The organism is Mesorhizobium sp. M1409 (genome assembly GCF_040317535.1).
Lineage (GTDB): Bacteria > Pseudomonadota > Alphaproteobacteria > Rhizobiales > Rhizobiaceae > Mesorhizobium.
Genome location: NZ_JAMYKV010000052.1, coordinates 17753 through 42301, shown reverse-complemented (window position 1 = coordinate 42301; position 24549 = coordinate 17753). Strand labels below are relative to the sequence as shown.

Genomic DNA, 24549 nt, shown 5'->3' with positions numbered 1-24549 from the left:
GATGGTCACCAGCGAGGTCTCGCCGGCTTGCAGGGCGGCGTCGGCCACCACGATGGTTGCCGTCGGCCGCAGCGTGTCGATGGCGTAATTGTTGGAATCGGTGGTGCCGCTGTTGGTGTTGCCCGCCGCGTCGCTGACGCTGGCGTTGGCCAGCGTGATGAGGTTGGTCGTGTCCTGGATGTTGGCGGTCGGGGTGAAGATCGCCGTCCAGGTGACGCCGCCGTCGCCCGAAGCCACCGCCGACAGCGTGCCGTTCGCGATCGAGAGGTCGCCGTTGTCGAAGCCGCTCACCGCTTCCGAGAAGGTGATGGTCACCAGCGAGGTCTCGCCGGCTTGCAGGGCGGCGTCGGCCACCACGATGGTTGCCGTCGGCCGCAGCGTGTCGATGGCGACTGTATCGGAGCCCGTAGCGCCAGCGTTGCCGGCAGCGTCGGTGTAACCGCCGGCCGTTACCGAAACAGAGCCAAGACCACCAAAACCGTCTGCGGCCGTGAACTTTGCCGTATAATGAGAAGCATCGATCTTCACAAAATCAGTCAGCGTGCCATTCGTTGTCGTAACATCGGCAGAATCGAAGCCTGTCACCGGGCCAATAAAGGTGAACATCACGACCGAGTTGTTGTCACCATCATTTAAGGAAGAGTCGACAATATTTACGGAGACAGGAACATGTCCGTTGCTATCGAGAACGACAACCTGCTCGATCGCGGAAACCTTGAGGTTGATCGTGGTGAATGTGAATTCTGCTTGACCGGCTTGGCCGGTATTCGAGTTCGAGTTCGCACCAATGAAGGCACGAAACTGAGCAATTTCGGCGGTAAATGCCGCCATGAATGACGTATTGGCTAGTTGATCATTGCTTAGATAGATAGCGAGCGTATCGACCTCGGCAGTGCCTTTCGCAGCATTGCCGTTCCCGCCGTCGTAGACGTCGTAGCCGGAAAAGGTTGTTTGGCTGTCAATCTTGTACTGATTTTCCCAGGCTCGATAGATAAGCGTGTCCGCTCCCGATCCGCCCAGGACGGTATCGAAACCACTGCCTCCATCGAGCGTATCGGCGCCTGACCCACCATTAATATAGTCATTGCCGCCTCCGGCGACGATGACGTCGGTCCCGCTCCCGCCGATAAGAGAAGTAGCCATTTTCAACCCCCTTGTTTGTTTAAGAACAGACGCCCCAACATCTGTTTATTAACCGCCCTGAAAGACCAACTGCTCCTGTCGAAGCAGTCATTACGCGATCCGCACACAATTGGGGCGGAGGTGGATTGTCAGCGCATCACCCAAGAAGCCGCCACGCTACGAGCAGCCCGCTTAAACTGGCCGTTCGCAGGCAGGTGGTGGCTCGATGGTGATGGCTGCGACGACATTGGTCGTCGCGCTGCGTCTCCCCCACCCCAATTGCATCGTCTCAACTCGTTGGTTGCCGATCACGAGTTTTAGGTAATTCTTATATTAGGAGATTATTAACTCTAGCAGACCGGAAGCGTCAACGGGAAGTTTGCAAAGCAGTTAATAGTTGAAAATAAAGGAGCCACAGCCATGACAATGGCCTTTCGGTCAACCATATGGTGTGGCAGCCGAGCGGATAAGTTCATAGGCTGAACACCGCACCGCAGTCGCCCTGCACACATGCGCTGGCACAACGTCGACCTACAGCTATCCCTGGATAGTGTCTGCTTTTGGACGGAGGCCAAAATACTCGGAACGACTGAGATGCTGAAGGGTTGCGGGTGCCGTCAGGCGTACGAAAGTCTCTCATGCACGAACCCGCGGGCCGCACGCGGTGAGCTATGGGGATTTGTGTTTCGGGGTGTGCCAGCGCCTGTCGCGAACTTCCGCATAGGGTGCGAGGGACGTGTGGTGGAAGCGGCGTCCGGACCAAGTCGCGGCGCTCGTAGCGTTGATTCCCTGGAGTGCGTGACGACCGGCGCCACGGCAACGTGCACATGACATCCCGTTGATCGGCGCCACAGATCATGTCGCGGCTCGATGGCGCGGTCTCGGTGGCGGATGAGGTGCACGGCTTCAATTACTTCGATGACCGCAACCTGATCGGTTTTGTCGATGGGACCGAAAACCCGGTGGATCAAGACGCCGTCAAGGCCGCGATCGTCGGCAGAAGTATCTCATGGAACGCGCTCCCCATCGAGGAGCAGGAGGGAATTGTCGGCAGAAAGAAACTCTCCGATGTCGAGCTCGACGATGCCGTGAAACCGATCTCGGCGCACAATGCGCTGACCACGATCATCGAGGACGGAGAGCAGTTGCAGATTGTGCGCGACAACATGCCCTTCGGCGACGTCGGCAAGGGTGAGTTCGGCACGTACTTCATAGGCTACGCCCGATCGCCGCTTAGAATAGAGCAAATGCTGGAGAACATGTTCGTTGGCCGACCGCCAGGCAATTACGACCGATTGCTGGATTTTAGCCGCGCCATCACCGGCGCTTTATTCTTCGCGCCGTCGGCGACATTCCTCCAAAATATTGCGACGGAGTAAGTGGTCACCTCGACCACAGGCCCGTGCCCGTCGGGCGGACCTCATTCGGCATCTTCGTCATCTGGCCGGCGAGCTTGGCCTGCGCGAGATGACGGGCAGGGGAAGGTTTCGCGCCTGGGGGGTCGTGTGATCGAACGGACGGCGGGCTTCAGCCGAAAGGTTGGTCAGTCATAGACCTTGATAATCTTGCGAGTGCCCGGATCCACCAGAACTGTCCGGTTGTCGATCACGACATAGCGGTATTTGACGTCGGGCACTTCATGCAGCTCGACTGTCTCGGGCAGCGCTGTGCCGATATTGAGTTCCACGCCGGGAACCTTCACCGATGCCAAAGGCTGCTTCTTCACATACTCATGGATGACCGTATCCTGCTCAGGCGTGATGATCACGTCCTGAGCAGCGACCGCGCCGACACCAGCGAAGAGCGACAACGCCGCAACGGCGCCCGTAAGATGCATTCTCATGATTTTCTCCTCTTGCGGCCGGCGACCACGACATCGTCCAAGCCGACCGCCAAACCGAACTTGGGGCAACGTCAAACGTTCCGGGTTGAGGCTTCGGTCGGGCAGAGGGTAAGACTTAAGTCTGATCGTAAAACGCAATGGTCCTACCCACGATGTGGTGTGGAACAGCTTGCTTCCAAGGTTATTGTTTCTCCGGAAAGTTCGGAGAAATCAGATGGATAGAATGGTTAGCCAGGCTCGCTGGTTGCTCGCACCGCTTTTCGCGACCGCCGTCAGCTTTTTCGTGATCGGAATAGTGCTTGGCTGCCATATTTGCAGATCGGGCGCAGCTAGGTCCCTTCCTGTGCTGATAGGGTTCACGGGCCGCACCGCGGTTAGCGAATCCTCAATTTGGAACGGGCGCAAGGCCTGCCTTTTCCGGCCGCGCGCCTTAAGCGTTGGTACCATTAGAGTTGTGTAACACTGGGAGGCTTTCTATGGATCGGCGATCCTTCTTGAGAGCAATGTTTGGCATTGCAGGGGCAGCGGCCTTTGCAAGCGCGGTTCGGCCTATCGACGTAGTGGCAGGTGTTCCAGGGGCCAAAAGCGGCATTCTCGATGAACTCGACGCGCCAGACTCACCGACCTTCGATGACGAAGGTACTCAGGCGGAAGTGGAGCCGGTCTACCATCGGCGCTACCACGACCCTTATTACGACCCAGATTCAGATTACGACCCAGATTACGACCCAGATTACGGCCACTATCGCCGCCGCCACCACCGCCGGCGGGGCTGGAGAAGGGTCTGCCGTAGTTACTGGCGACATGGTCGCCGGCGCGTCCGGTGCTACCGCAGGCGGGCCGGGATCGTGTTTCGGTTCTAGTAGTCTACCCCGTGGATTCTGGCGATTGGGGCTCGACCCGACGGCATCTTCTCGAGGCTGCCGACCAGAGCTAGTTCCCAGGGGCGGGGCAGGGAACCGTCGTTTCGCAAATGGGGCGGCGGGCCTTCCATCGCAGGGTATGAACATTAGCATCTCTGAAAGTTTCTCGCTTGCGGCAGGGGATGCTCACCCATCTCTGCCGAACATCGGGATACGCACACCTGATCGGCGCGCGTTCTCCGCCAGAGGCGTGGGCTTTTGCGTGGTGGCTACCCTTCATCATAAGGCACGGGAGGGCCACGGCCCTTGGAGGCAATAGCCGCTGGCGCCGGCTACTTCCGCACGATCCACTCCAGCAACTCGGGATCAATGACGCTGCTGCCCGTAAAGTCGCGGATCAAAAGAGCGGCTTGTGTCCGCCATTGGTCTTCGGGAATGTTCGCTCGATGACGGATTTTACGAAGGTGCTACGCAGGATATCACAGTCAAAAGCAGATACCTGATTACCTGGCTGGTCCATGATGCCAACTCCCATCAAAGGGCGGGAGCACGACGAACTCTCAATCACCGTTGCCCACAACCTCAGTCGGTGACGGTAACGATTCATATCCCTATTGGTCTAGGGTTCAACGGGACTCGACTGTACGTTTTTAACCAAGGCGCAAGCAGCGGTTGTCAGCCTATTGCCGGGCTCTAGCTCTCGCAGGCGCCAATCCTCAAAGAGCCGCAATGGTCGGCGCGATTTTAGGCAATACTTTCACCGGCAACCGCGCTGGCCATTTGTTTCAAATATCTGCCTAGACCGAACGGCCGGCGCGCATCAGGGCCCGCGCAATTGCGAGGTGCGTTTCCGTCCTGGCATTCTCTTTCTGGGTCAATTGTCGGCGGCAATGAGCCGCTTCAGCGCCCGCAAGGTCTCGCTCCGCGTCCAGCCTACTTCCAACATGCAGTCGACCATCGCCTGAAAGCCTAGCAGTGGACCGGGTCAAGCCGGAAACGGCTTGGCTGGTTGGCCCAGGCCGTACAGATGGCTTCGTAGGGTGTAAGACCGCGAAGGTCTCTCGCCGCCTGGCCAAGTTGTAGCCGTCGAGAAAGGCGGCAGGTGATTTTCGAGGTGACGGTGGGTCTCGTAGTGATATCGCCGGACGGTTGCCTCCTTCAGCGTTCGGTTCATCCATTCGACCTGACCGTTGGTCCAGGGGTTGTTAGGCTTGGTGACGCAGTGCTCGATGCCATAAGCGCCGCATGCCCGATCGAAAGGATGGCCGCGCGCCAGCTTGCGGTTGGGCCGTCCCGGTTCTTGGGCAGTCGGCGAACTGGATGCCATTGTCGGTAAGCACGGTGTGGATCTTGTTGGGGACGGCTTCGACCAACTCCTCGAGGAAAGTCCTGGCGGTGACGTTGTCGCCTTCTGCATTAGCCGAGCGAAGGCGAACTTCGAGGTCCGGTCCACCGCCCCGAAGAGGTGGAGCTTGCCCTCCTCTGTTCGGACCTCGGCGATGTCGATGTGGAAGTAGCCGATCGGGTAACACTTGAAGGGCCGCTTGGCGGCGACCTCGGGCAGGCGGCTGACCCCGTGGCGCTGAAAGCAATGGGGCAAGGACGACCGCGTCAGGTGCGTCGCCTGCAGCGCATAGAGACAATCATCCAGAGGCAACAGCGTATGCTTGCGAAAGGGCGACGACCATCGCCTCTTCCTCGGCCGTCAGTACGGTCGAGCGCACGGTCTTCCCTGCCCAACAATGCAGCGTCGATTTCGCGCCACTACACCCTTTGATTAACCCGCTGCCGGAGCGGCAATCGCTGCTCGCTGAAACGATGTGTTGCTCTCAGGAACGGTGCCTGCGGATGACTGAAATGGGGCCGGTAAGCAGAAAGTCAACTTCTGGGAATACCGGGCTAGAACGCTGAACTTTGGCCCGCGGGCTTGCTCGAGGCGCGGATCTGACTCTCAGTGATCGATGTGCCGCGTTATCCGCTCGGCTTGCGCTTGGCCCTTCGATCAAGGATCTGATTTCGGAAGCAGTTCTGCATTTCTTTGAAAGACCTGAAGCCAAGGCGCGGAGCGAGGCGAGATAAAGTTGTTGTCGACACGTTGCACCTGCGAGCGATGCAGGCAGAATTCTCGAAGGCGACGTAATCCGGCTCTGCAAACATCACGCGGGCAACAGTTTCTAGCTTCGCCGAAAGGATGAGTTCCCTCTTGGCAATCAGCGTTTTGATTTCATCGAGCGTTGGCGCCTTTGTGTTGCGGACTACGACTTGTCTGACACCCGCTCGTGAGGGATCGGGTCCCCCCGCACGCATGGTTATCACCTTTTGGCTGCTTGCATGAAGCTATCGAAGTCAGCGTCCCCAATCGGAACTGTGTGCTCGTAACCGGGGTACCGCCCGGAATCGACGTCGGCTTTGTATTCCCTGAAAGCCGCCACGCGCTCGTCCTGGATCTTCTGCAGCTCAGGGCCGAGGTTCCGGTAAACCTTTCCGTGCCGCGGCTTATGGTTCTTGCCATAGCCGCAGACATCCTCTGTGAAGAGGTATTGCGCATCTGCATGCTCGCCGGCGCCCATGCCAAGCATGACCAGCGACGAGTTTTCGGTCAGGAATTTCGCCACCCGGTCGGGCACGACTTCCAGTTCCGCCCCGAAGACACCGATCTCCTCGAGTTTCTGGGTGTGCCGCCAGAGGCGTATCGCTTCTTCCGCGCTCTTTCCAACTGCGCGCCAACCGGTCCAGGTGATGTACGAAGGGATCAGGCCGATATGCCCGACGACAGGGAGGTGGTTGTCGCAGAGCGCCTTCTGGATGTCGTAGGACGCGGAGCAGTAGAAGGCGTCGCCACCAATGCCAGCAAAGTGGAAAGCCGCACGCAGATAGTCCTCTGCCGTAGCCAGCGGACGGCCAGCAAAGCTGCCCCAGCCGCCGTAAGGCAGACCGACCTGAACGAAACAGTCGCCGGCTGCCTGTCGCATTTCCTGGTCAAAGTATCGGCCCTCGATGGAGAGCATGTGAATGCCTGCCGCGGCAGCGGCGGCTGCCTCGTCGGGCGTGCTGACGAAGAGCATGGATATCTTCTGTCCATTCCTCTTCATCTTTCGGATATCCTCGACATGAGGACGGTTGTGATACATGGCCATAATTAGCCTCCACTGCAGGTCAGATGAACTTGAAAGGAATCTGCGAGCAGCGCTCGATCGGAAAGCATGGTCGGACAGGGCCGCCCTTGATTATGACGCCCGCCCCGCATCGCGCCAATGAGCATCCCCGCATGGCTCACACCGTAAAAGCCCGCCGGAAAGCGACCAGCGCTGCCTCCGGATCGTTTTGGGCAAAGGCTTCCAGACCCACCGGCCCGGCGATACCCCATGTCGAACAGAGCTCTCGCGATGTAGGGCCAGTTCATCTCGCCTGTTCCCGGCTCGCAACGACCCGGATTGTCGGCCACCTGCACCTCGCCGATGAAGGGCAGGCATTTCTGACACCAGCGCACGATATCGCCCTCGCCGATCTGAGTGTGATAAAGGTCGAGATTGATCCGCAGTTGGGTGTCTATTGATCGATGACACCAATGCCAGCACCGCTGCCGTCGAGCCGAAGGGGCAGCCCGGGTGGTCAAGCAGGTTCAGGTTTTCAAGCGTGAAGACGACATCTTCGGCCTCGGCCATGTCGCAGATGCGGTTCAAGGTGTCCCGCGCCTTCAGCCACATGGGGCCGGTCTCGACTTCGGACTTCACAATAGGAATACCGCCGTCGCCGAGCCCGGTGCCGTGCAGGTTGAGCCTGGCAATCCCGAGGCGCGTTCCGACTCTTGCGGTCTCCAGGGCGGACTTCAAGAGCATGTCGGCGCCCTCGTCGTCGGCGAGCCTTCCTTCGAGGTAGCCGTTCATGATCGTGAAAGTCGCCCCCGACTTCTCGAGCGCTGCGAGGTCATGGTCCGGCCAATTCCACAATCCGACGCCGAAACCCATCTCATGCAGACGTGCGACGCGCCAAGCCATCGGACGATCAAGCCAAAGCATCTCGGCGCAGGCGGCCAACTGGAGGGGTTCGCTCATGACGGCTCAAACCTCGACCATGACGCGGCCGTTCTCGACCTTCGTCTTGTAAGTCTTGAGGTTCTCGCAAGCCGGGGGCGTCTCTACTTCGCCGGTCGTGAAGTCGAAAACGGAAGCGTGCTTGGGGCACTCAACCGTATTACCCATGACGAGACCGTCCGCCAGGTGGATCTTCTCATGCGTGCACAGCCCGTCTGTACAATAGTATTCATCCGCGTCGTTGCGGAAGATCGCGAAGGTACGGCCGCCATTCTCGAAGCGCTTGGCTTCCTCGGCTTCGATTTCGTCAGCGGCACAAGCGTCAACCCAGGGCATTGAGTCTCTCCTCAGATATCTTGCGGTTTGAAGTCTGCGGAAGCTGACGGCATCACGCTCTGGAGGAGCGCGACGGATTTTTCGAGCCCCTCCAGCGAGTTCAGAAGTACGTCCTCGTGCTCGATGGAAAGCCAGCCGTCGTAGCCAGCCATCTTGAGCCGATAACAGAATTGCCGCCACCACTCCTCACCATGGCCGAACCCAAGAGTGATGTAGCTCCACGAGCGGGCCGGAATATCCATCAGGTTGCCATTCTCAAGCAGCGAGGTCGTTGCCTGGACTGGCGGGTTCAGCATCGTGTCCTTGGCATGGACATGATAAATGGCCGCCCCCAGCGCTTCGGCGGCAACGAGCGGGTCAGCGCCCATCCAGAACAGGTGCGAGGGATCCAGATTGGCGCCCACGACAGGTCCTACCGCGTCTCGCAGCTTCAGCAGCGAAGGCACGTTGTAGACGCACTGATTGCCATGCAGCTCGAGCGCAATGCGCTCGACGCCGTTTTCCTTCGCCAGCGCCACGATCTCGGTCCAGAACGGGATCAGCTTTTCTTCCCATTGATATTTAAGGATGGTCTGCGTTTCCGGCGGCCAGGACGAGACGACCCAGTTCGGCATGCTGTCGCCAGCGCTGCCAGCCGGCAGACCGCTCATGGTGCAGACGGTGCGAATGCCCATCTCGCCGGCGACGCGGATCGTGTCTTTCAACCCTTGGCCTTGGGCCGGATCGGTTGGGTGCAGCGGATTGCCGTTGGCGTTGAGGCTTATGATCTCCAGGCCGCGTTCCACGAAAGCTGCAGCAATCCGCTTCTGCGCTTCCCTGTTACCCAGCATGGACGAAAGCCGGAAATGCGGGGCGGTCGACCAGCCGCAGGTGTTCACCTCGATGCCGGATACCCCCATGCGCTGGGCATGAATAAGCACCGCCTCGAACGGCAGATTGCCGAGACTGTCTGAAACGAAACCCAGCTTCACGCGTAGAACTCCGGCTTTGCAATCATCTGGACAGGCGTACGACGGGCTTCCTTCAGCGCTACCACGCCGGCCTCGGCAACGACGGCGGCGCAGTAGCCGTCCCAGCAATCCGAGGCGGTCGCGGGGAACTCACCGGTCATGACAAAGCGAAGGAAGTCGCGGTTCTGGCGGCGATAGGCATCGTAGTACCGGGTCCGCCAGTCGGCGTCGTAGCTTGTGCTTTGGGCAAGCGCCGACTCCCTGCGGGTGTAGGCAATGTTCTTCGTCGCCACCGCTCCGCGCTCGCCGATCAGTTCGGCGCGGACGTCATAGCCGTAGGCGGCGTTGTTGTTGATCTCGATATTGACGAGCTGCCCGTCGACGGTTTCCAACACCATGACGACAGGTGCCACACGCGCGTCCGAGCGGCTTGGCTGGAATGCAGAGATGGCAGCATATTCGGTGCCGAGCACATATCGCACCACATCGAATTCGTGCGGGGCCGAATTGGTGATAGCCATCGCGCCGGTAAAGTCGGCCGCAGGCGTTTCAACATTGCGGTGAAAATTGTGCATCATCAGCGCCCGGCCGAGATGACCATTATCGAGCGCTTGCTTCATTTCCTGATAGGATCGGTCGTAACGCCGCATGAAGCCGAGCTGGACGAATTTCGCCCCCGCTTTCCGTTCGGCTTCCATCACCGCGATGCAGTCAGCTGATGCTTGTGACAGCGGTTTTTCGCATAGGACGCGCTTGCCGGCGGCAATGCAGGCCATCGAAAGCGGCGCATGCGTGAAATCGGGACTCGCAATAATCACGGCGTCCACGTCTTGTCGCGCGATGGCGCCCTTGGGGTCGGTGGCAATGTCGAAGGCACCACTTTCATCGGCGACCAGACGAGCGCGCTGCTCATCCATGTCGCAGACCAATTGGAGCTTTGCGCCGGGAAGCTCCTCGGCAACTATCTTGGCATGGTCCGCGCCCATCAAGCCGGCGCCGATCACCGCAATGCGGATTGTCATCTCAGTCCTATTCTTTGTGTTTCGAATTTACGGGCAGCGGCGCGCCGTGATGCGCAGCCGACTTGCTGGGCCTCCAGGGAAGCGTCTACTGAGCGGCTGGGCCCCCCACCACCTGGAGGGACGGCGGATGCCCCTCATGCGTTTCCATGTAACCCTCGACCTGGGCTTCGAGGTCGGCCATGGTCTCGCCGCCAGCCATCAGATCTGTGATCTCCTCGCGTGACTTGTCGCCCTTGTGGAAATCCGCGGCGATGGCACCGCGGATCAGCACCGCGAAATGATCGCCGACGGCCATTGCGTGCATGACCTGGTGGGTAATGAAGACGACGGCCAGGCCGCGCCTCTTCGCCTCATTGACGATACGCAGCACATGCGAAGCCTGCTTGACGCCGAGCGCCGCGGTCGGCTCGTCCAGGATCAGCAAGCGCGCTCCAAAATACACAGCACGAGCAATGGCGAGCGACTGGCGCTCGCCGCCGGACAGCCCCCCAACCAGGCGGTCACCATCATCGATGCGTGTGATTCCGAAGTCGCGTACCGCTTTCACCGCGATCTCGTTGGCGCGCTTGCGGTCGTACACCTTGAACGGTCCCCAGCCTTTGGTCGGCTCTACGCCGACAAAGAAGGACCGCCCGATGCTCATCAGCGGGAAGGTGCCGCCGAACTGGTGCACTGTGGCGATTCCTTGTGCCTGGGCCTCCCGAGGTCCAGAGAAGGTAACCGGCTGACCGTCCATCAGTATCTGGCCGCTGGTGGGTTTGTGGACTCCGGCGAGCGTTTTGATGAGGGTCGACTTGCCGGCGCCGTTGTCACCGAGCAGACAAAGCACTTCGCCGGCGCGCACCGTCAGCGAAATGTCATGCAGGACGTCGATTGGTCCGAAGGACTTGTTGATGTTTCTCAGTTCGAGAATGGCAGGTTTATCGTTCATGGCGGGCTCATCTCCCATCTGCGATCCGGCTGGCCTGACACTGTTGATAGGCGAGGAAATTGAAGGTCGATGCTCGTTGATCGATGCGAGCCCATTGCTTGGCTGCTGTAGCAGATCATTTTTCATGGGTTTGCTGGCTCCCGCGGCACGCTTCGCTCGCGCCGCGGCCTGAAATACAGAGCCAGGTCGCGGAAGGACTGGTTCATCATCACCGCCACCAGAAGCATCACGCCGATGATCAGGTTCGACCAGTTCCGGTCAATCTGGGTGAAGTAGATGCCCTGGCTGACGATGGCGAAGGTGACGGTGCCGACGAAGATACCAATAACCGAACCGAAACCGCCGGTAAGCAGCACACCGCCCACCACCACGGAGACGATGGCATTGAAGATGAAGCTCATGCCGCCGGAGACCTGGGCGGAATTGAACAGGACCGCCTGACAGATCCCGACGAAGGTGGCGCTGACTGCGGACAACACAAACAGCGCAATGGTCACGCGGTCTGTCGGAATGCCGGCGTTGCGGGCGCTGACGCGGTCGCCGCCCATTGCAAACAGCCAGTTTCCGTAACGGGTCTTGTGCAGAACGAAGCCTGTGACAGCGGCGAATGCGATCCACCAGACGATGATGACCTGGTGGCTACCACCGATCAACTGTCCGAACAGGAATTTCGCCCAGTCCGGCGCCGTTAGGGCAACGCTGGCGTTGCCGGTTAGGAGCACCGAAGCACTGAGCACAACCCCCTGCATAGCGACCAGCGTGGCCAGAGTAATGATGAGCGAGGGCACGGAGGTGCGGATCGTCAGCAGACCGTTGACCAGGCCTACCGCCACGCCGATTGCCAGCGCCCCAGCTATCCCTACCCCTATGGGCAGTCCGTAGTAACCGGTGAGTATGGCGGTTGTCATGGAACCGGCTGGGATCAAAGCGCCGATGGAGATGTCGAGTTCGCCTGAGATCATCAGCAGCCCAACGGGAATGGCGACAATACCGAGATTGGCCGCGAAATTGACCCAACTCGCCGCGCCAACGAGCGTGTCCAGGTTGGCGCCGCCGAATAGAACGAAGAACAGCACCACACCGATAAGACTGAGGATCGAGCCGGCTTCGGGACGACGCAGCACCGATTTGATTGCGTCCATCATGACTGCGGCCCCTTCTTCGGCGAATAGCTGAGTGCCAATTGCCGGAAGGTGTCGTTTGTCAGCACCGCGATCAAAAGAAGCGCGCCGATTATGATGCTGCCGATGTTGGGATCCAGGCTGGTGAAGTAGATGCCCTGGTTCACGATCGAGAAAGTAATCGTGCCAAACACGATGCCAACGATCGAGCCGAAGCCACCCGTGAGCAGAACGCCCCCGATGACCACACACATGATGGAATTGAAGATGAAGGACTGACCAGCCAGAACCTGCGCACTCTGGTAGACCATCACCTCGCTGACCCCGACGAAAGCGGCACTGAAGCCGGATAGCATGAACAGACCGATGGTCAGCCGCTTGGTCGGAATGCCAACGTTGCGCGCACTTTCCTTGTCGCCACCGAGGGCATAGATCCAGTTGCCCAGGGGGGAGATGTGCAACAGCCAGAACAGGCCAATCACGAACAGCACCCACCACAGGATCGTGACCTGGAACATGCCGCCGAGATAGTCGCCGAAGATTGCCTTGGTAAGCGGGCCCGGCACAAGCGAGACGCCGGTGCTGCCAGCGATCTTGACGGTGAGACCTAGCGTCAGGCCCATCGTGAGGAACATGGTGCCGATTGTGATTATGAGTGACGGGATGGTCGTTCTCGTCACGAAGAGCCCGTTGAGGAGGCCGACAGCGAGGCCGAGGCCAAGCGCGGCCGTTATGCCAAGCCAGTCGGGCAGCCCATAGTGACCCGAGATGATGGCAGCGGTAAGCGACGCTGCGGGGATCACGGCGCCGACCGAGATGTCGAGTTCCCCGGCGATCATCAGCAACCCTATCGGCATTGCGATGATCCCAATCTCGGACGCGATGTTCAACCAGCTGGCCGTGCCGGCTGCCGACAGGAAGCCGCTTCCGCCGAACAGGCCAAAGAAAAGCAGAACCGCGACCAGGCCGAGGAACGAGCCCGACTCTGGTCGACGCGCCAGCCGGCCGAGGGCGAGTCCGGACCGCGTGGGGTCCCCCGCCTGGATCGATGTGGAAGTCACGGGATGTGCCATTGGGTAATCCGCGAGCGGGCGGCCAGCCACGATCAGGCCGCCGCAGGGAGATGGAATGGCCGCCCCCGCTCCATGCGAGGGCGGCACTGAACAAAGGGCTATCGCGTCCCGGCTTTCACACCAGCGATGGTAGCATCCACGGAAGCCTTGTCGATGATGCCGGGTCCGGTCAGGATCTCACGAGTGGGCACGGTGAGGCCGTAGTTTACATTGCCGTTCAGGATCGCCACGGCGAGGTAGCCCTGCAGGTAGCCTTGCTGATCAATCGCGCAGGCCTGTTTCCCGTCCTTGATGTTGTTCAGGATGGTCTCGTCGAAGTTGATGCCGCAGAGACGAACCTTATCGCTTTTTCCAGCCTGGGTGAGGCCGTTCATGGCGGAGTTGGCGTCAATATTACCGATGGTGAACACGGCGGTCACGTCCGAGTGCTGCAGCAAATAAGCCTTCACAGCCTGCGCAACAGCTGTAGCTGAACCGAACGACGTGGCGGGCAAGGGCAACACGTCGGCCTCGCCGCCGCCATTCTTCATCCCCTCTTTGAAGCCACCACAATAAGCTTCGATATTGGCTGCACCCGGGAGGGTGTTAATGCAGACGCCTTTCTTGCTGCCGGCTTTGGCCAGGTACTCGCCGCCCGCGACGCCACCCCTGTAGTCGTCAGAGCCGACGTAGTTCAGCGCGCCGAGGCGATCGGCCGCCTTCAACCCGCCGGCATTGTAGATGACCAGCGGAATGCCGGCACCCTTGACGGCCTTGAACGCAGGATCCATTGCTTCTGGCACCCAGTCCGGACCGACAATGGCATCGGCTTTCTGGTCGATTGCCTGCCGGATCAGCTCGGCAGCGTCCACACCCAGATTGTCATAGTTCTGGGGACCGAGCCAGGTGACCTTGCCGCCCTGGGCCTCGACCACCTTGCCGGCGTCTTCGGCACCCCGCTTGACGATCGACCAAAACGGATCGTCCGGCTTGCCGCCGATCACGAAGATGTTGGCGGCGAGCGTCGCGCCGGTGCTGAACGCAGTCAGAACCGTTGCCGATATGAGTGTCTTTAAAAGCTTCACAGTAGTCCTCCCAGGTTTCACCCGCCCTGCAGGTGTTCAAATTAAGTTCTGCTGCCCCGCGCCCGCTCCTCATAGGCGCTGATGCCTTTCCGTCTCTCCGCCGGCATACCCGAGCCTGCGCCACGGGCTTGCTGCTTGGCGCGTAGCTTCTCTTTCTTTTTGAGGAAGCGCGCCTTCATCGCGTCGTCGGCCTCCTTGCTGCCGTCGTGCCAGGTACCGAACAGCTTATCGAGCGGCACGAGACCGTCTCCGCCGTAGTTCACCTCGAAGTACGTGTGGTGCAGGTAGTGCACATAAGAATGGCTATCGAGATTCATCTTGTCGGTCAGTTCGAATGTTTCGAAGCCAAGATGACCGTTGACCGCGCCAAAGCCGGCGCCGTGCAGCGTGAAATAGGCGCAGACCGGGTTGGATGGGATCAGCAGGTGCAGCCACGCCTCGGCGTGATACAGGAAGCCTTCCACTGGGTGCATGGAAAGAGACGACCATGGGCTGGGGTTGATCGAATTGTGGTGAACCGAATGGACCCACTTATAGACAGGTGGCCAGTGGATCGCGCGGTGCAGCAGAAAGAAATAAACCTCGTGAACAAACGGCGCGAGCAACACCAGGAAAGACAAGTAGAGCCAATTGGTCGTCCAGGGCAGCCAGACCGCCCAGCTGTTGGCGTAGACCCACAGCATCACGATTTCGACCACCGTCCACAGCGGAATGGTGACAAAGAAGGACCGGAGGAAATTGTCTAGGTTCTGGCGCTGGAACCAGAAAACGTCGGACGGCACATCAGACGGAAATTTGGCATTGTATTTGAAGCGCGTGCCCTGCCGACGATGAACGTAGAAGCGCAGCTCGAAGAAGCCATAAAACAGGAAAATGCCGGCGGCGTTCAGACCGTAAAGCCAAAAATAGTTGAGCAGCGACAAGCTTGCCAGGCTCTGCCAGTTCGGGATGAGAAAATTCACCCAGAGGAGCGATGTGGCGATGTGGAAAGCATTCCACGGCCAAAAAAAATCAGGGAGCCAGGCGATGACCTTTCTTGCATTGAACGGACGATGCCACAACGGCGCCGGTTCGGCGCGGCGGTGCGGCGCCCAATTGCCGCGCTTGTCGCGTGTCCCATACTGAAGGTCATCCATCGTAACAGCACCTCCGTGCCCGGATCAGTCTTGAGCGTGTGGGTCTAGCCGCCGAGAGCCATCACCAGATCACACCCTAGCTGGCACATTTCATATCGGAGGGTTGATATTTGTATTAGTCGAAAATAATATCAAAATGACATTTGTATCATTTCGGCTCAATCATCATGATACAAACGAAGGTGAGGTTCATGACTCGGCCGACAATTCGCGATCTCGCTACTGCCGCAGGCGTATCCACAGCGACCGTAAACAGAATTCTGAGCGGCTCGGTTTCCGTACGTCCGAAAACCATCCAGCGCGTTCAAAGCGCGGCTGAAGAAATAGGGTTCTACGGCATCGGCGCGATTGATAACCGAGCCCGTCAGATATCGCCGCATTATCGGTTGGGTTTCCTACTCCAGCAGTCCACTCGCGATCTCTACCAGCTGTTCGGCAAGAAAATCGTTGCCGCCTGTCGCGATCGCCGGGACGAGGTGATCGAGCCGGTTATCGACTTTGTGGATCTGCTGACACCGGAGACTATCTCGAGCCGCCTCGTCGCGCTCGGCGAGTCGTGCGACGCTGTCGCTGTGGTCGCCGCAGATCATCCGATCATTGGCCAGGCCATCCGTTCTCTGAAGGAGATCGGGAAACCCGTCATCTCTTACATTACCGACCAATCAGCGCCGGAACGGGCGGCGTATGTAGGCACCGACAACTGGAAGCTGGGGCGCACCGCAGCCTTCCTGATCACCCAGACCACACATGGCCCTGGTCGCATTGCGGTGTTCATAGGGAACCACCGCTATCAATGCCAGGACGTCGCAGACGCCAGCTTCCGGTCCTATTTGCGCGAGCATGCTCCGCGGCTAACAGTGGAGGAAAGTCGTCCGACCCATGAGGAATCGAGTGAGGCGTACCGCATGGTGGCCGAGTTGCTGAAGGCGACTGACGACCTTGTTGGCATTCTGATCGTCGGCGGCGGAATAACCGGCGTCCTCCGTGCGCTAAGGGAGGCAACTCTCGAAAAGCGCTCGGGGATCAAGCTGGTTTGCCGTGATATTGGACCCGAAACCCGAAAGGGACTGTCTGAAGGGTTGATCACTGCAGCTCTCTGTCATCCGCTCGACGCAACCTCGGCCCTTCTTGTCCAAACCATGATTGATGTCATTGGACCACAAGCACCGTTCGCCACCCTTCAGCGGTCAATTCCTTTCGAAATAGTCACGCCGGAAAATATCTGAGGCAAATGTCAGCTAGGGGTCGCCCCTTCGGGCGTTCTACGACCCTTCAGAATGTCCGCTTTCAGTTCACTCACAAGCCGACCTCAACGACCGACATGCTGCGCTTTGCTGCTCGGCAGCCTATGGGGGTTGGCCGGCATCCGTAACCCTACACAGATCGCGTCGATGCATGGGGGCGCCTGAACGTGCGCTTCTCACAGTCCCAAGCCACAAGTCCGCTTCCGGCCAACGTGTTGGCTTGGCGACGGGCCGGCGTCCGAAAGCCTCCAGGGAAAGAACCCGCGGGATGGAGGCTCGGTTTCGGCGCTATGGGGATTTGACGGTTTCGCTTGGTCCGCGGTGGGTGCACTGATGCGCCTGACAGGTGGGACTGCTCAGGTTGACGGGCGCGCGCGGCCGGCCGAGGCGGCGCATGATGCGGTGTGGCGGTTGAAGAGCGGGCGATTTCGGTGCGGTTGGGCGGCGGCGCGCGCGGAGTGCCCGCTCTTGCAAGAAGACGACGCCAGAAACGTCCAAGAGGCGATCCTCGCTTCGGTGGTTCGCTCATCGCTCGACTGCGTGATCGTCACGGACGAAGCCGGATTGGTTGTGGAATTCAACCCGGCGGCCGAGGAGACCTCCGGCTATTCGCGCGCTGAAGCGGTCGGCAGACAGATCTCGGAGCTCATCGTCCCGCCGCATCTGCGCAAGGCGCACGCAGACGGGCTTGCGGCCTATCTTGCGGGTGGCGTCCCGCTCGTTGCTCGGGCGTCGCACAGAGCAGACTGCCATGCGAACACACTCGTGTCGCTGCTCCAGCGCGTCCTCGCGAAATCGAAGCGCTTGAGCAGTGAGCAAGGCATACCGATCGAACCACGGCTAGCGGAAACAACGACCGAACTGTTCCGAACGTCGTCGAGGCTCGTATGGCATACGCATGGAGAGCGAAAGCGGTGAAACCATGAGCGCCGGCAGGCCTGCGTCACGCCCCTTTTCAGCACACCGTTGGTCATGCGATGGCGCCGAGGCTCATTGTTAACACCAGCACGGATAGTTGGTGTTAACAGTGCAGTGATTGCGCTCACTGAACTTCCCGCGTAGGAGCGAGATAGTCAACAAGGAGACCGAACTATGGACGACGCAAGCGAGCAGTCGGGCATCGATCTGTTGGGGCTGACCGCAGACATTGTCGCCGCCTATGTTCAGAACAACGCGACTCCGGTGTCGGGTCTCTCGGATTTGATCCTCAGCGTCAATTCTGCTCTGTCAGGGTTAATAGAGCCCGTCGCCCCACCGCCACCAGTGCTGACTCCAGCGGTAAATCCGAATAAGTCGGTGTTTCCCGACTACATCGTAAGCCTCGAGGATGGGCGCAAGTTCAAATCTATGAAACGCCACCTAGGTTTGCTGGGCATGACACCGGACCAGTACAGAGCTAAGTGGGGTCTTGCGAAAGACTATCCTGTGGTGGCGCCGAGCTACGCGGCCCAGCGATCAGCGCTCGCAAAATCCATGGGCCTTGGCCGCAAGGCAGCTGCGAAAACGCCGCTGAGGAAAGCGTAAAGGCGAAAAGCTTAGGCGTCCCTCGGTATCTGTAACTTCTAGACTTCCGCTCCTAACGGACGCATTCTCCCTCCTGGGAGAGGGCGATGGGCAAAGCAGTTCATCTCAAATGGACAGGACGACGAAGGCCATGGTGGCACTCGCATCGCGCCAGTCACCTCGTAATGGTTCTTGTACTACTTGGGTTTACGTCCGTTGCTTGCGGCGATCAGCGCTAGCTCCCGCGGGTCCATTCGTCCGGCACTTCACCGAGCTATGTCGCGGCGCGGAATATGGGCTGCGACATCAAGGGGAACATTAACGAGCGCGGCGAGCGCATCTATCACATCGCCGGCCAAGCATATTATTCGGCAACGCGCGTGAATCCGGCCCGAGGCGAGCGCTGGTTCTGCTCGCAGTGGCAAGCATGGTGGGCCGGTTGGCGGAAAGCCAAGGTGTGATGGTGGCGACCGCCTTGGACCTGTTCATTGCCCTTGATAGCCGCGAATAGCCCTCATGGCTCTCCCGGCCCGTCTTCACTCCGTGAATCCAGAGAACCGGCCGGGCGCATCCAGATCACGCCGGAAGGATCGGAGAGCGTGCCTTCGCCTGAAACGAGTGACGAGTGGCGACAACAAGATTGAGTGCAATGGCGTTTCGCTGCGGAGCCGATCCGGACGTGTCGTCACGCCAATTCCATCGCGTTGGCCGAAATGCTATCCGGATCGACAAGCACTCGCTTTCACCTCGTTCGATTGAGATTGCCAGGACCGCTGATTTGGGGATGCTCACTCGCGCCACGACCGGCTCTGGCACCGGGACGCCGCGATGGCCCCTTGCGAAGGATTCGGCAATCCGTCGGTCGGTCGTCCAAGACAGGCCGTGCAGGCGATCCCTGCTACACCCACGATAGATCTGAATGACATCGGGTAGCTGATCGTAGAACACGCGATCCTGGCCTTCCAGGAAATCCTCCATCGGCTGATGGAACTGCAGCAGTTCCAGGAGTTCATCCTGCTGATGCCAGGTCGCGTCCGACGTCGGCCAGACGTTGTGGAATACGCCAGAACAACTCGGCTGGAAGATACCATCGTCCAGCATGAACTGAAGCCGGTTGACCGAGTCGAGCCCTCCAAGGATTCGCTTCCACGTCACAGTCAACCTCGATCACAGTAACTCCCGGAGTGAGTGCAAAAGAAAACCAGCGACCTGCCGGTTTGGCAATTTCAGCGAGCGGCACTGCCAGTATGAGAACGTGCCCGGAAGCGCGGCAACAACCAGCAAAAGCGTCGATTGCTGGGGCGAACCGACGCGGTCCCGCGTGTCAGATCCTGTTTTCCCAACCCTGTCAGATTTTTCCAGCACTCTTCCAAATTCAATTTTTCGAGGGTGTCATGGTCCATCAGGCTTCCTCTGGGAACTCACCCACTGGCTGCTGCCCGAAGACAACTTTGGACCGGAAGCGGATGTCGTCTTCTGGCTCTGCAAGGAAGATTGCAGACGATCAACCTACTGGAGATGGGTCGTGGGGCGCTAGCGGCGGCGATGCCCGAGCGCCTGGACCTTGGCTAGGTCTGGTCGATTCGTTTGCCGGCAAGATCGGCGCCTATCTCGTCAAGGATTGGTGGATGGCGCTAGTGTCTCGGTTTGAAATTTTAGACACCTCAGAAGCGACCGTTCAGCTAAGCATCGAGATGTGGTATGATTCGCCTCATGGGGAAGAAGAAGGCAAAGCAGGCGATTGATGCGCCGTTAGAGGGCGGGCTTGAAGCGGAGGCAGCCTACTATGCCCGCAAGGTTGGCATCACTAGAGACGAGGCCGCCAAGATCATCCGGGAAGCGCAGGCACCGAAGCGCTGGATTGTCCACAAGGACGCCGTGACGGGCAGGTAACCGCTTAGCTACCTGCTTTTTGTAAAGGACCGCGCTTGCCCACCTTCGGCGCAACGGCTTCCATCACTGAGGCATACCTGGATGGCGCGCTGGTCGTGGTCGGTCAGCTCATGCGGGATAGTCAGGGCTGACCGGCGAGCAAGACAATCAGGCGAGCCCTCCACGCAGTAGCGCACATCTTGACCGTACAAACGACGACGATTTCGCGCAGGTGCAGAGCTCATCATTTGCACCCTGTCATCTCTACCGCTACGTTTCTCCACCCAGCCCGTTTCCAGCCCGCGTTCATATTCTGAAGGACCCATGACATCCGATAACAAAGCGCGTGAACATTTCGCCATCGATCTCGCGCGACGCGCCGGTGAGTTCGGCCTGAAATATTTCCGCGATCTCGACAGCCTTACCATTGAGAGCAAGGGCCATCAGGATATGGTTTCGCAGGCCGACCGAGAGGTCGAGCTGTTCATCCGCGCGGCGATGAAAGCTGCCTATCCGGACGACGGCATTGTCGGCGAGGAACATGCCTCGGTCGCCGGATCGACCGGGCATGTCTGGGTGATCGACCCGATCGACGGCACTGCGAATTTCGTGCGCGGCATTCCGGCTTGGTGCGTGGTCATCGCCTGCGCCAAGGATGGTGATACCGTGGTCGGCGTCATCCACGAGCCCTCCACCGGCGAGACCTTCCATTGCCGCAAGGGCGGTGGTGCGTTTCTCAACGGCAAGCCGATCAGGACAAGTGCCGTCACCAGCCTGACCGAAGGTTCGGTCGGCATCGGCTTCTCCAACCGCGCCGAGATGCAAAATATCGTTACGCTCATCCGCTCTCTGGTTGCCGAAGGCGGCGTGTTTTTCCGCAACGCTTCGGGTGCGCTCATGCTCGCCTATGTCGCTGCCGGCAGGTTGCTGGGCTATGTCGAGGAGCACATGAACGCTTGGGATTGCCTGGCCGGCATGCTTTTGGTGGAGGAAGCCGGCGGCACAATCGTCAAGCCGGACCCGAGGACCGTTCTGGAGAAAGGCACGCTGGTGATCTGCGCCGGCAACGGTGTGTTCGCCCAGATTCGCGACCTCTGCGTCGAACCCTTCAAGCTTTGATCAGAACCGGGCCGCGCTCCGGAAAGCCGATGCCGACACTGTGGCCCGCCTGAAACGGCTCATCGACGTTGCGCGACAACACGAACACGTCGCCAAGCGCCGTGGCAATGACCAGTTCGAGATGGCTGCCGGCATAGGTGACCTTTACGACCGTACCTGCGATCGTCTGCGGCGCGCCGGCAGGACCGATCTCGATGCGACTTGGACGGACGGCCAGCTTCGCCGGGCCGGCCCGGTGCCCACGCGCCGGCAGTTTCAAGGTAAGCGAACCTAGCCGAACGGCCGCTTCGTCCCCTTGCACTGAGACCACCTCGCAATGCAGTATATTAGCTTCACCGATGAAGTCGGCAACGAAAGCGTCGGCTGGCGCATCGTAGAGTTCGCGTGGCGTGCCGTCCTGTGCGACCACTGCCTTGTTCATGACGATGATGCGGTCCGAAACCGCCAGCGCCTCTTCCTGGTCGTGCGTGACATAGACCACGGTCAGCCCGAGCTTTATCTGGATCTCCCTGATTTCCTCGCGCACGTGCCGGCGCAGTTTGGCGTCGAGGTTGGAGAGAGGCTCGTCGAACAGCAGCACTTGCGGTTCGAGCACCAGCGCGCGCGCCACCGCCACGCGCTGCTGCTGACCACCCGACAGTTCGCTGGGCAGGCGCGCCTCGAAACCGGTCAGGCCGACCAACTCCAGCCCGGCGCGGGCGCGGGACGCGGCCTCCTTCTTGCCATGGCCGGAGAAGCGCAAACCGTAGGAGACGTTTTCCATCACCGTCATGTGCGGGAACAACGCATAGGACTGGAACACCATGGATACGTCGCGGTCGGTGGCCGGCAGCCGAGTCACGTCGTCGCCGCCGATCAGGATACGGCCGCTGGACGGCATTTCCAGGCCGGCTATCATGCGCAGCGTCGTCGTCTTGCCGCAGCCGGAAGGTCCGAGAAGTGTCACCAGCTTTCCGGCTTCGATTGCAAGTGAGATGTCGTTCACCGCCGGCGTACTGGCACCTGGATAAGTCTTGGTGACATGCTCGAAAGTCACCGAGGCTGCATTGCCGCGAATTTCGGCCATCACCCGGCTCCTGCTATTGTCGTCTGGCCGCCTGGCGTTGCGGGCAGGCTGACATTGGTGCGTACGCTCCAGCCGCCGTCGCCCCCCTGGATGCCGCGCCGGCCGATATTGCGGCTGCCGACGACCAGCTGCATCAGGCCGATGACCACCAGCATGACGACGATCAGTACCGTCGAATAGGCGATAGCGATGCCGTACTCATTGTTCTCGACACGTCCGACGATGTAGCTGGTCGAAAGATCGTAGCGCGCACTGACCAGGAAGATGACGGCGCTGATTGCGGTCATCGCACGCACGAAGGAATAGACAAGCGCCGCCAGCATTGCCGATCTCAGCAATGGCAGGATGACGCGTCTGAAGGTCTGCCAGGAGTTGGCGCCAAGTGTGAGCGAGGATTCGTCCAGGCTGCGGTCGATCTGTGACATGGAGGCGACGCCGGCCCGCACGCCTACCGGCATGTTGCGGAAAATGAACGACAGCACGAGGATGATGCCGGTTCCGGTCAGTTCGATCGGCGGTACGTTGAAGGCAATGATGTAGCTGACACCGATGACGGTTCCCGGAATCGCGAACGACAGCATCGTCGCGAATTCGAAGGCATTCTTGCCACGGAAGTTCTGGCGAACGAGAAGGTAGGCGGTCAGAAGTCCTATCCCTGCGGTCAGCGGCGCCGATATCAGTGCTATTTCCATCGTCGTCCAGAACGAACTCCATGCCGAGCCCGACCAATGGATGCCGAATTCATTCCAGCCGATGGAGAATGCCTTCTTGTAGTTCTGCAATGTGAGGCTCTGATCGACGCCCCACAGCTTGACGAAGCTGCCATAGAAGATCACCGCGTAGACCAGCACGGTGAACGCCGTCCATATCCCAGCGATGATATATAGCGCGTGTGTCAGCCCCTCCGGCAAGCGTGGATGGACGCCGGCGTCGCCCTTGCCGGTGACAGTGGTATAGGAGCGCCTGCCGATCCAGAAGCGTTGCGCATAAAAGGCGCCAAGCGTGAAGCCTAGCAGCACCAGTGCCAAGATCGCCGCAAGTGCCGCATCGTTCTGCGCGCCGACAATGGCGAAGAAGATTTCCGTCGACAGGACATCGTAATTGCCGCTCAGCACCAGCGGATTGCCGAAGTCGGCCATGCTTTCGATGAAGCCGAGCAGAAAGGCGTTGGCGAGGCCTGGCCTCATCAGCGGCAAGGATACGGTCCAAAAGGTCTGCCAGCGGCTGGCGCGCAGCGTCTGCGAGGCTTCTTCCATGGACGGGCTGACGCCTTCGACAACGCCGATCAGAACCAGGAAGGCGATCGGGGTGAAGGCGAGAACCTGGGCGATGAGCAGGCCGGGAAGTCCGTATACCCAGCGTGTTGGCTGGATGCCGAAGACGCCGGCGACGCTCTGTGTCACTGCGCCCGACAGTCCGAACAACAGGATGATGGCAAGGCCGATGACAAAGGCCGGCGTGATGATCGGCAACACGGTCAGCGCACGCAGCAGCTTGCCGTGGCGGAAACCCGTGCGTGTCACGACAAGCGCGAACACCAGCCCCAGAAACATGGTCAGCAGACCGACGAGTACAGCGAGCAGCAGCGAGTTCCAGGCAACGCCGCAGCGGCTGCCGCCGGCCAGACAAGCCAGGCTCCAGAGGCGCGAACTGAACAATTTGGCCAGGAACGCGACAAGCGAATAGCCTCCGTCGTCGGTCTGCATGGCGTTGGCCAGCATCATCAGGATCGGCATGAAGATGAAGACGGAAACCACCGCGACGACAAAGCCGATTGAGCTGACGACGAATACGTCGCCGCCGACGGCACCGCGTGCGGCAATACCCAGGGTGAACAGGAACAGAAAGGCGCCACTGACCAGCAGGGCGCCGTAACCCATGCCGAACTGGCGGTCGCCAAGATCGCCGAACAGGCTGGTCAGCCAGCTGAACTGCCAGCCGTGCAATCCGATGGCGAAGCCCTGGAACAGAAGCCAGCCAAATCCAGTAGCGCCGACAATGACGAGCAGCCGGCCGAAAAACGGATCGGATTTGTTGCGACCCCACAGAAGCAGCGGCGCCGCCAGCAGGAAGCCGAGCGGCGCCAACCACAGTTTCCCGCCCTTGAGGGCCAGAACCAGCGCCGGTGCGAATTTGCTTTCGAACGGGTAGCCGTCTAACAGCCAGGAAAGGCCGAAGAACCCGTCCTCGATGCCGTACCAGGGCAGCAAGGCAAACCCCACCCATCCGATCGCCATCCAAAGGACGGCG

Annotated in this window: 21 protein-coding genes and 3 pseudogenes; 8 read left to right on the top strand and 16 right to left on the bottom strand. The window is 59.8% G+C overall.

The window, feature by feature from the left end; genetic code table 11:
• The coding region (locus NKG99_RS29175; RefSeq protein ID WP_352872596.1) for an Ig-like domain-containing protein at positions 1-1143 on the bottom strand (1143 nt) is incomplete at its 3' end.
• Positions 1144-1967: 824 nt separating this feature from the next.
• Here NKG99_RS29175 and NKG99_RS29170 point away from each other — a divergent pair.
• Positions 1968-2501 (top strand): annotated as a pseudogene (locus NKG99_RS29170) (Dyp-type peroxidase); the annotation flags it as partial.
• Positions 2389-2631 carry a helix-turn-helix domain-containing protein gene (locus NKG99_RS29165; protein ID WP_352872594.1) on the top strand — a complete coding sequence of 81 codons (243 nt, stop codon included), beginning with the start codon at positions 2389-2391 and terminating at the stop codon, positions 2629-2631. The pseudogene NKG99_RS29170 and the gene NKG99_RS29165, both read left to right, overlap by 113 nt.
• Before the next feature lie 34 nt (positions 2632-2665).
• Here the strand turns inward: NKG99_RS29165 and NKG99_RS29160 are convergent, their stop codons facing one another.
• The 12 genes and pseudogenes from NKG99_RS29160 to NKG99_RS29105 form a co-directional block, all read right to left on the bottom strand.
• Entirely contained in the window at positions 2666-2965 is a 300-nt protein-coding gene (locus NKG99_RS29160) for a DUF1236 domain-containing protein (protein WP_352872592.1), read from the bottom strand.
• 1832 nt (positions 2966-4797) lie between these two features.
• Positions 4798-5558: pseudogene (locus tag NKG99_RS29155) on the bottom strand (DDE-type integrase/transposase/recombinase); the annotation flags it as partial.
• Between the two features lie 582 nt (positions 5559-6140).
• Positions 6141-6965: a 3-methyl-2-oxobutanoate hydroxymethyltransferase gene (locus NKG99_RS29150; RefSeq protein ID WP_352872591.1), complete on the bottom strand. Its 825-nt coding sequence runs from the start codon at positions 6963-6965 to the stop codon at positions 6141-6143.
• A gap of 136 nt (positions 6966-7101) precedes the next feature.
• A pseudogene (locus NKG99_RS29145) lies at positions 7102-7883 on the bottom strand (TIM barrel protein).
• A gap of 6 nt (positions 7884-7889) precedes the next feature.
• Complete coding sequence (locus NKG99_RS29140; protein WP_192180180.1) at positions 7890-8198, bottom strand: MocE family 2Fe-2S type ferredoxin; 309 nt, start codon at positions 8196-8198, stop codon at positions 7890-7892.
• Positions 8199-8209: 11 nt separating this feature from the next.
• Positions 8210-9169 (bottom strand): sugar phosphate isomerase/epimerase family protein, encoded by a 960-nt coding sequence (locus NKG99_RS29135; RefSeq protein WP_352872590.1) that lies wholly within the window; start codon positions 9167-9169, stop codon positions 8210-8212.
• Complete coding sequence (locus tag NKG99_RS29130) at positions 9166-10170, bottom strand: Gfo/Idh/MocA family oxidoreductase (protein WP_352872589.1); 1005 nt, start codon at positions 10168-10170, stop codon at positions 9166-9168. Before NKG99_RS29130 ends, NKG99_RS29135 begins: the two co-directional genes overlap by 4 nt.
• Positions 10171-10255: 85 nt before the next feature.
• Complete coding sequence (locus NKG99_RS29125) at positions 10256-11101, bottom strand: ATP-binding cassette domain-containing protein (protein ID WP_352872588.1); 846 nt, start codon at positions 11099-11101, stop codon at positions 10256-10258.
• Positions 11102-11223: 122 nt separating this feature from the next.
• Entirely contained in the window at positions 11224-12243 is a 1020-nt protein-coding gene (locus NKG99_RS29120; protein ID WP_352872600.1) for an ABC transporter permease, read from the bottom strand.
• Entirely contained in the window at positions 12243-13295 is a 1053-nt protein-coding gene (locus tag NKG99_RS29115; RefSeq protein ID WP_352872586.1) for an ABC transporter permease, read from the bottom strand. The genes NKG99_RS29120 and NKG99_RS29115 overlap by 1 nt, the downstream gene beginning before the upstream one ends.
• Before the next feature lie 98 nt (positions 13296-13393).
• Positions 13394-14338 carry a sugar ABC transporter substrate-binding protein gene (locus NKG99_RS29110; protein ID WP_352872599.1) on the bottom strand — a complete coding sequence of 315 codons (945 nt, stop codon included), beginning with the start codon at positions 14336-14338 and terminating at the stop codon, positions 13394-13396.
• 62 nt (positions 14339-14400) lie between these two features.
• Complete coding sequence (locus NKG99_RS29105; protein WP_352872584.1) at positions 14401-15495, bottom strand: sterol desaturase family protein; 1095 nt, start codon at positions 15493-15495, stop codon at positions 14401-14403.
• Positions 15496-15686: 191 nt separating this feature from the next.
• Here NKG99_RS29105 and NKG99_RS29100 point away from each other — a divergent pair, with 191 nt between their 5' ends.
• From NKG99_RS29100 to NKG99_RS36045, 4 genes are all read left to right on the top strand, one after another.
• The gene (locus tag NKG99_RS29100) at positions 15687-16721 is read left to right on the top strand and encodes a LacI family DNA-binding transcriptional regulator (protein WP_352872582.1); all 1035 of its coding nucleotides are present in this window, start codon (positions 15687-15689) and stop codon (positions 16719-16721) included.
• Between the two features lie 486 nt (positions 16722-17207).
• On the top strand, positions 17208-17657 hold the full coding sequence (locus NKG99_RS29095; protein ID WP_352872580.1) for a PAS domain S-box protein: 450 nt from the start codon (positions 17208-17210) through the stop codon (positions 17655-17657).
• A 174-nt stretch (positions 17658-17831) separates the two neighbouring features.
• Positions 17832-18263, top strand: coding sequence for a Ros/MucR family transcriptional regulator (locus tag NKG99_RS29090; RefSeq protein ID WP_352872577.1), 432 nt, complete (start codon positions 17832-17834; stop codon positions 18261-18263).
• A 272-nt stretch (positions 18264-18535) separates the two neighbouring features.
• Positions 18536-18703 carry a sunset domain-containing protein gene (locus tag NKG99_RS36045; protein ID WP_502911050.1) on the top strand — a complete coding sequence of 56 codons (168 nt, stop codon included), beginning with the start codon at positions 18536-18538 and terminating at the stop codon, positions 18701-18703.
• 115 nt (positions 18704-18818) lie between these two features.
• Here NKG99_RS36045 and NKG99_RS29085 read toward each other — a convergent pair whose 3' ends face one another.
• Positions 18819-19343 carry a hypothetical protein gene (locus NKG99_RS29085; RefSeq protein WP_352872575.1) on the bottom strand — a complete coding sequence of 175 codons (525 nt, stop codon included), beginning with the start codon at positions 19341-19343 and terminating at the stop codon, positions 18819-18821.
• Between the two features lie 612 nt (positions 19344-19955).
• On the opposite strand from NKG99_RS29085, the gene NKG99_RS29080 reads away from it, so the two are divergent.
• Both NKG99_RS29080 and NKG99_RS29075 read left to right on the top strand, forming a co-directional pair.
• Positions 19956-20135, top strand: a complete 180-nt coding sequence (locus NKG99_RS29080; protein WP_352872573.1) for a hypothetical protein — start codon at positions 19956-19958, stop codon at positions 20133-20135.
• Between the two features lie 303 nt (positions 20136-20438).
• Positions 20439-21233 carry an inositol monophosphatase family protein gene (locus tag NKG99_RS29075; RefSeq protein WP_352872571.1) on the top strand — a complete coding sequence of 265 codons (795 nt, stop codon included), beginning with the start codon at positions 20439-20441 and terminating at the stop codon, positions 21231-21233.
• On the opposite strand, the gene NKG99_RS29070 is transcribed toward NKG99_RS29075, so the two are convergent.
• Together NKG99_RS29070 and NKG99_RS29065 are read right to left on the bottom strand one after the other, a co-directional pair.
• Positions 21223-22299, bottom strand: coding sequence for an ABC transporter ATP-binding protein (locus NKG99_RS29070; protein ID WP_352872570.1), 1077 nt, complete (start codon positions 22297-22299; stop codon positions 21223-21225). The two genes, NKG99_RS29075 and NKG99_RS29070, sit on opposite strands and share 11 nt — an antisense overlap.
• Positions 22299-24536 (bottom strand): ABC transporter permease, encoded by a 2238-nt coding sequence (locus NKG99_RS29065; RefSeq protein ID WP_352872569.1) that lies wholly within the window; start codon positions 24534-24536, stop codon positions 22299-22301. Before NKG99_RS29065 ends, NKG99_RS29070 begins: the two co-directional genes overlap by 1 nt.
• Positions 24537-24549: the final 13 nt, after the last annotated feature.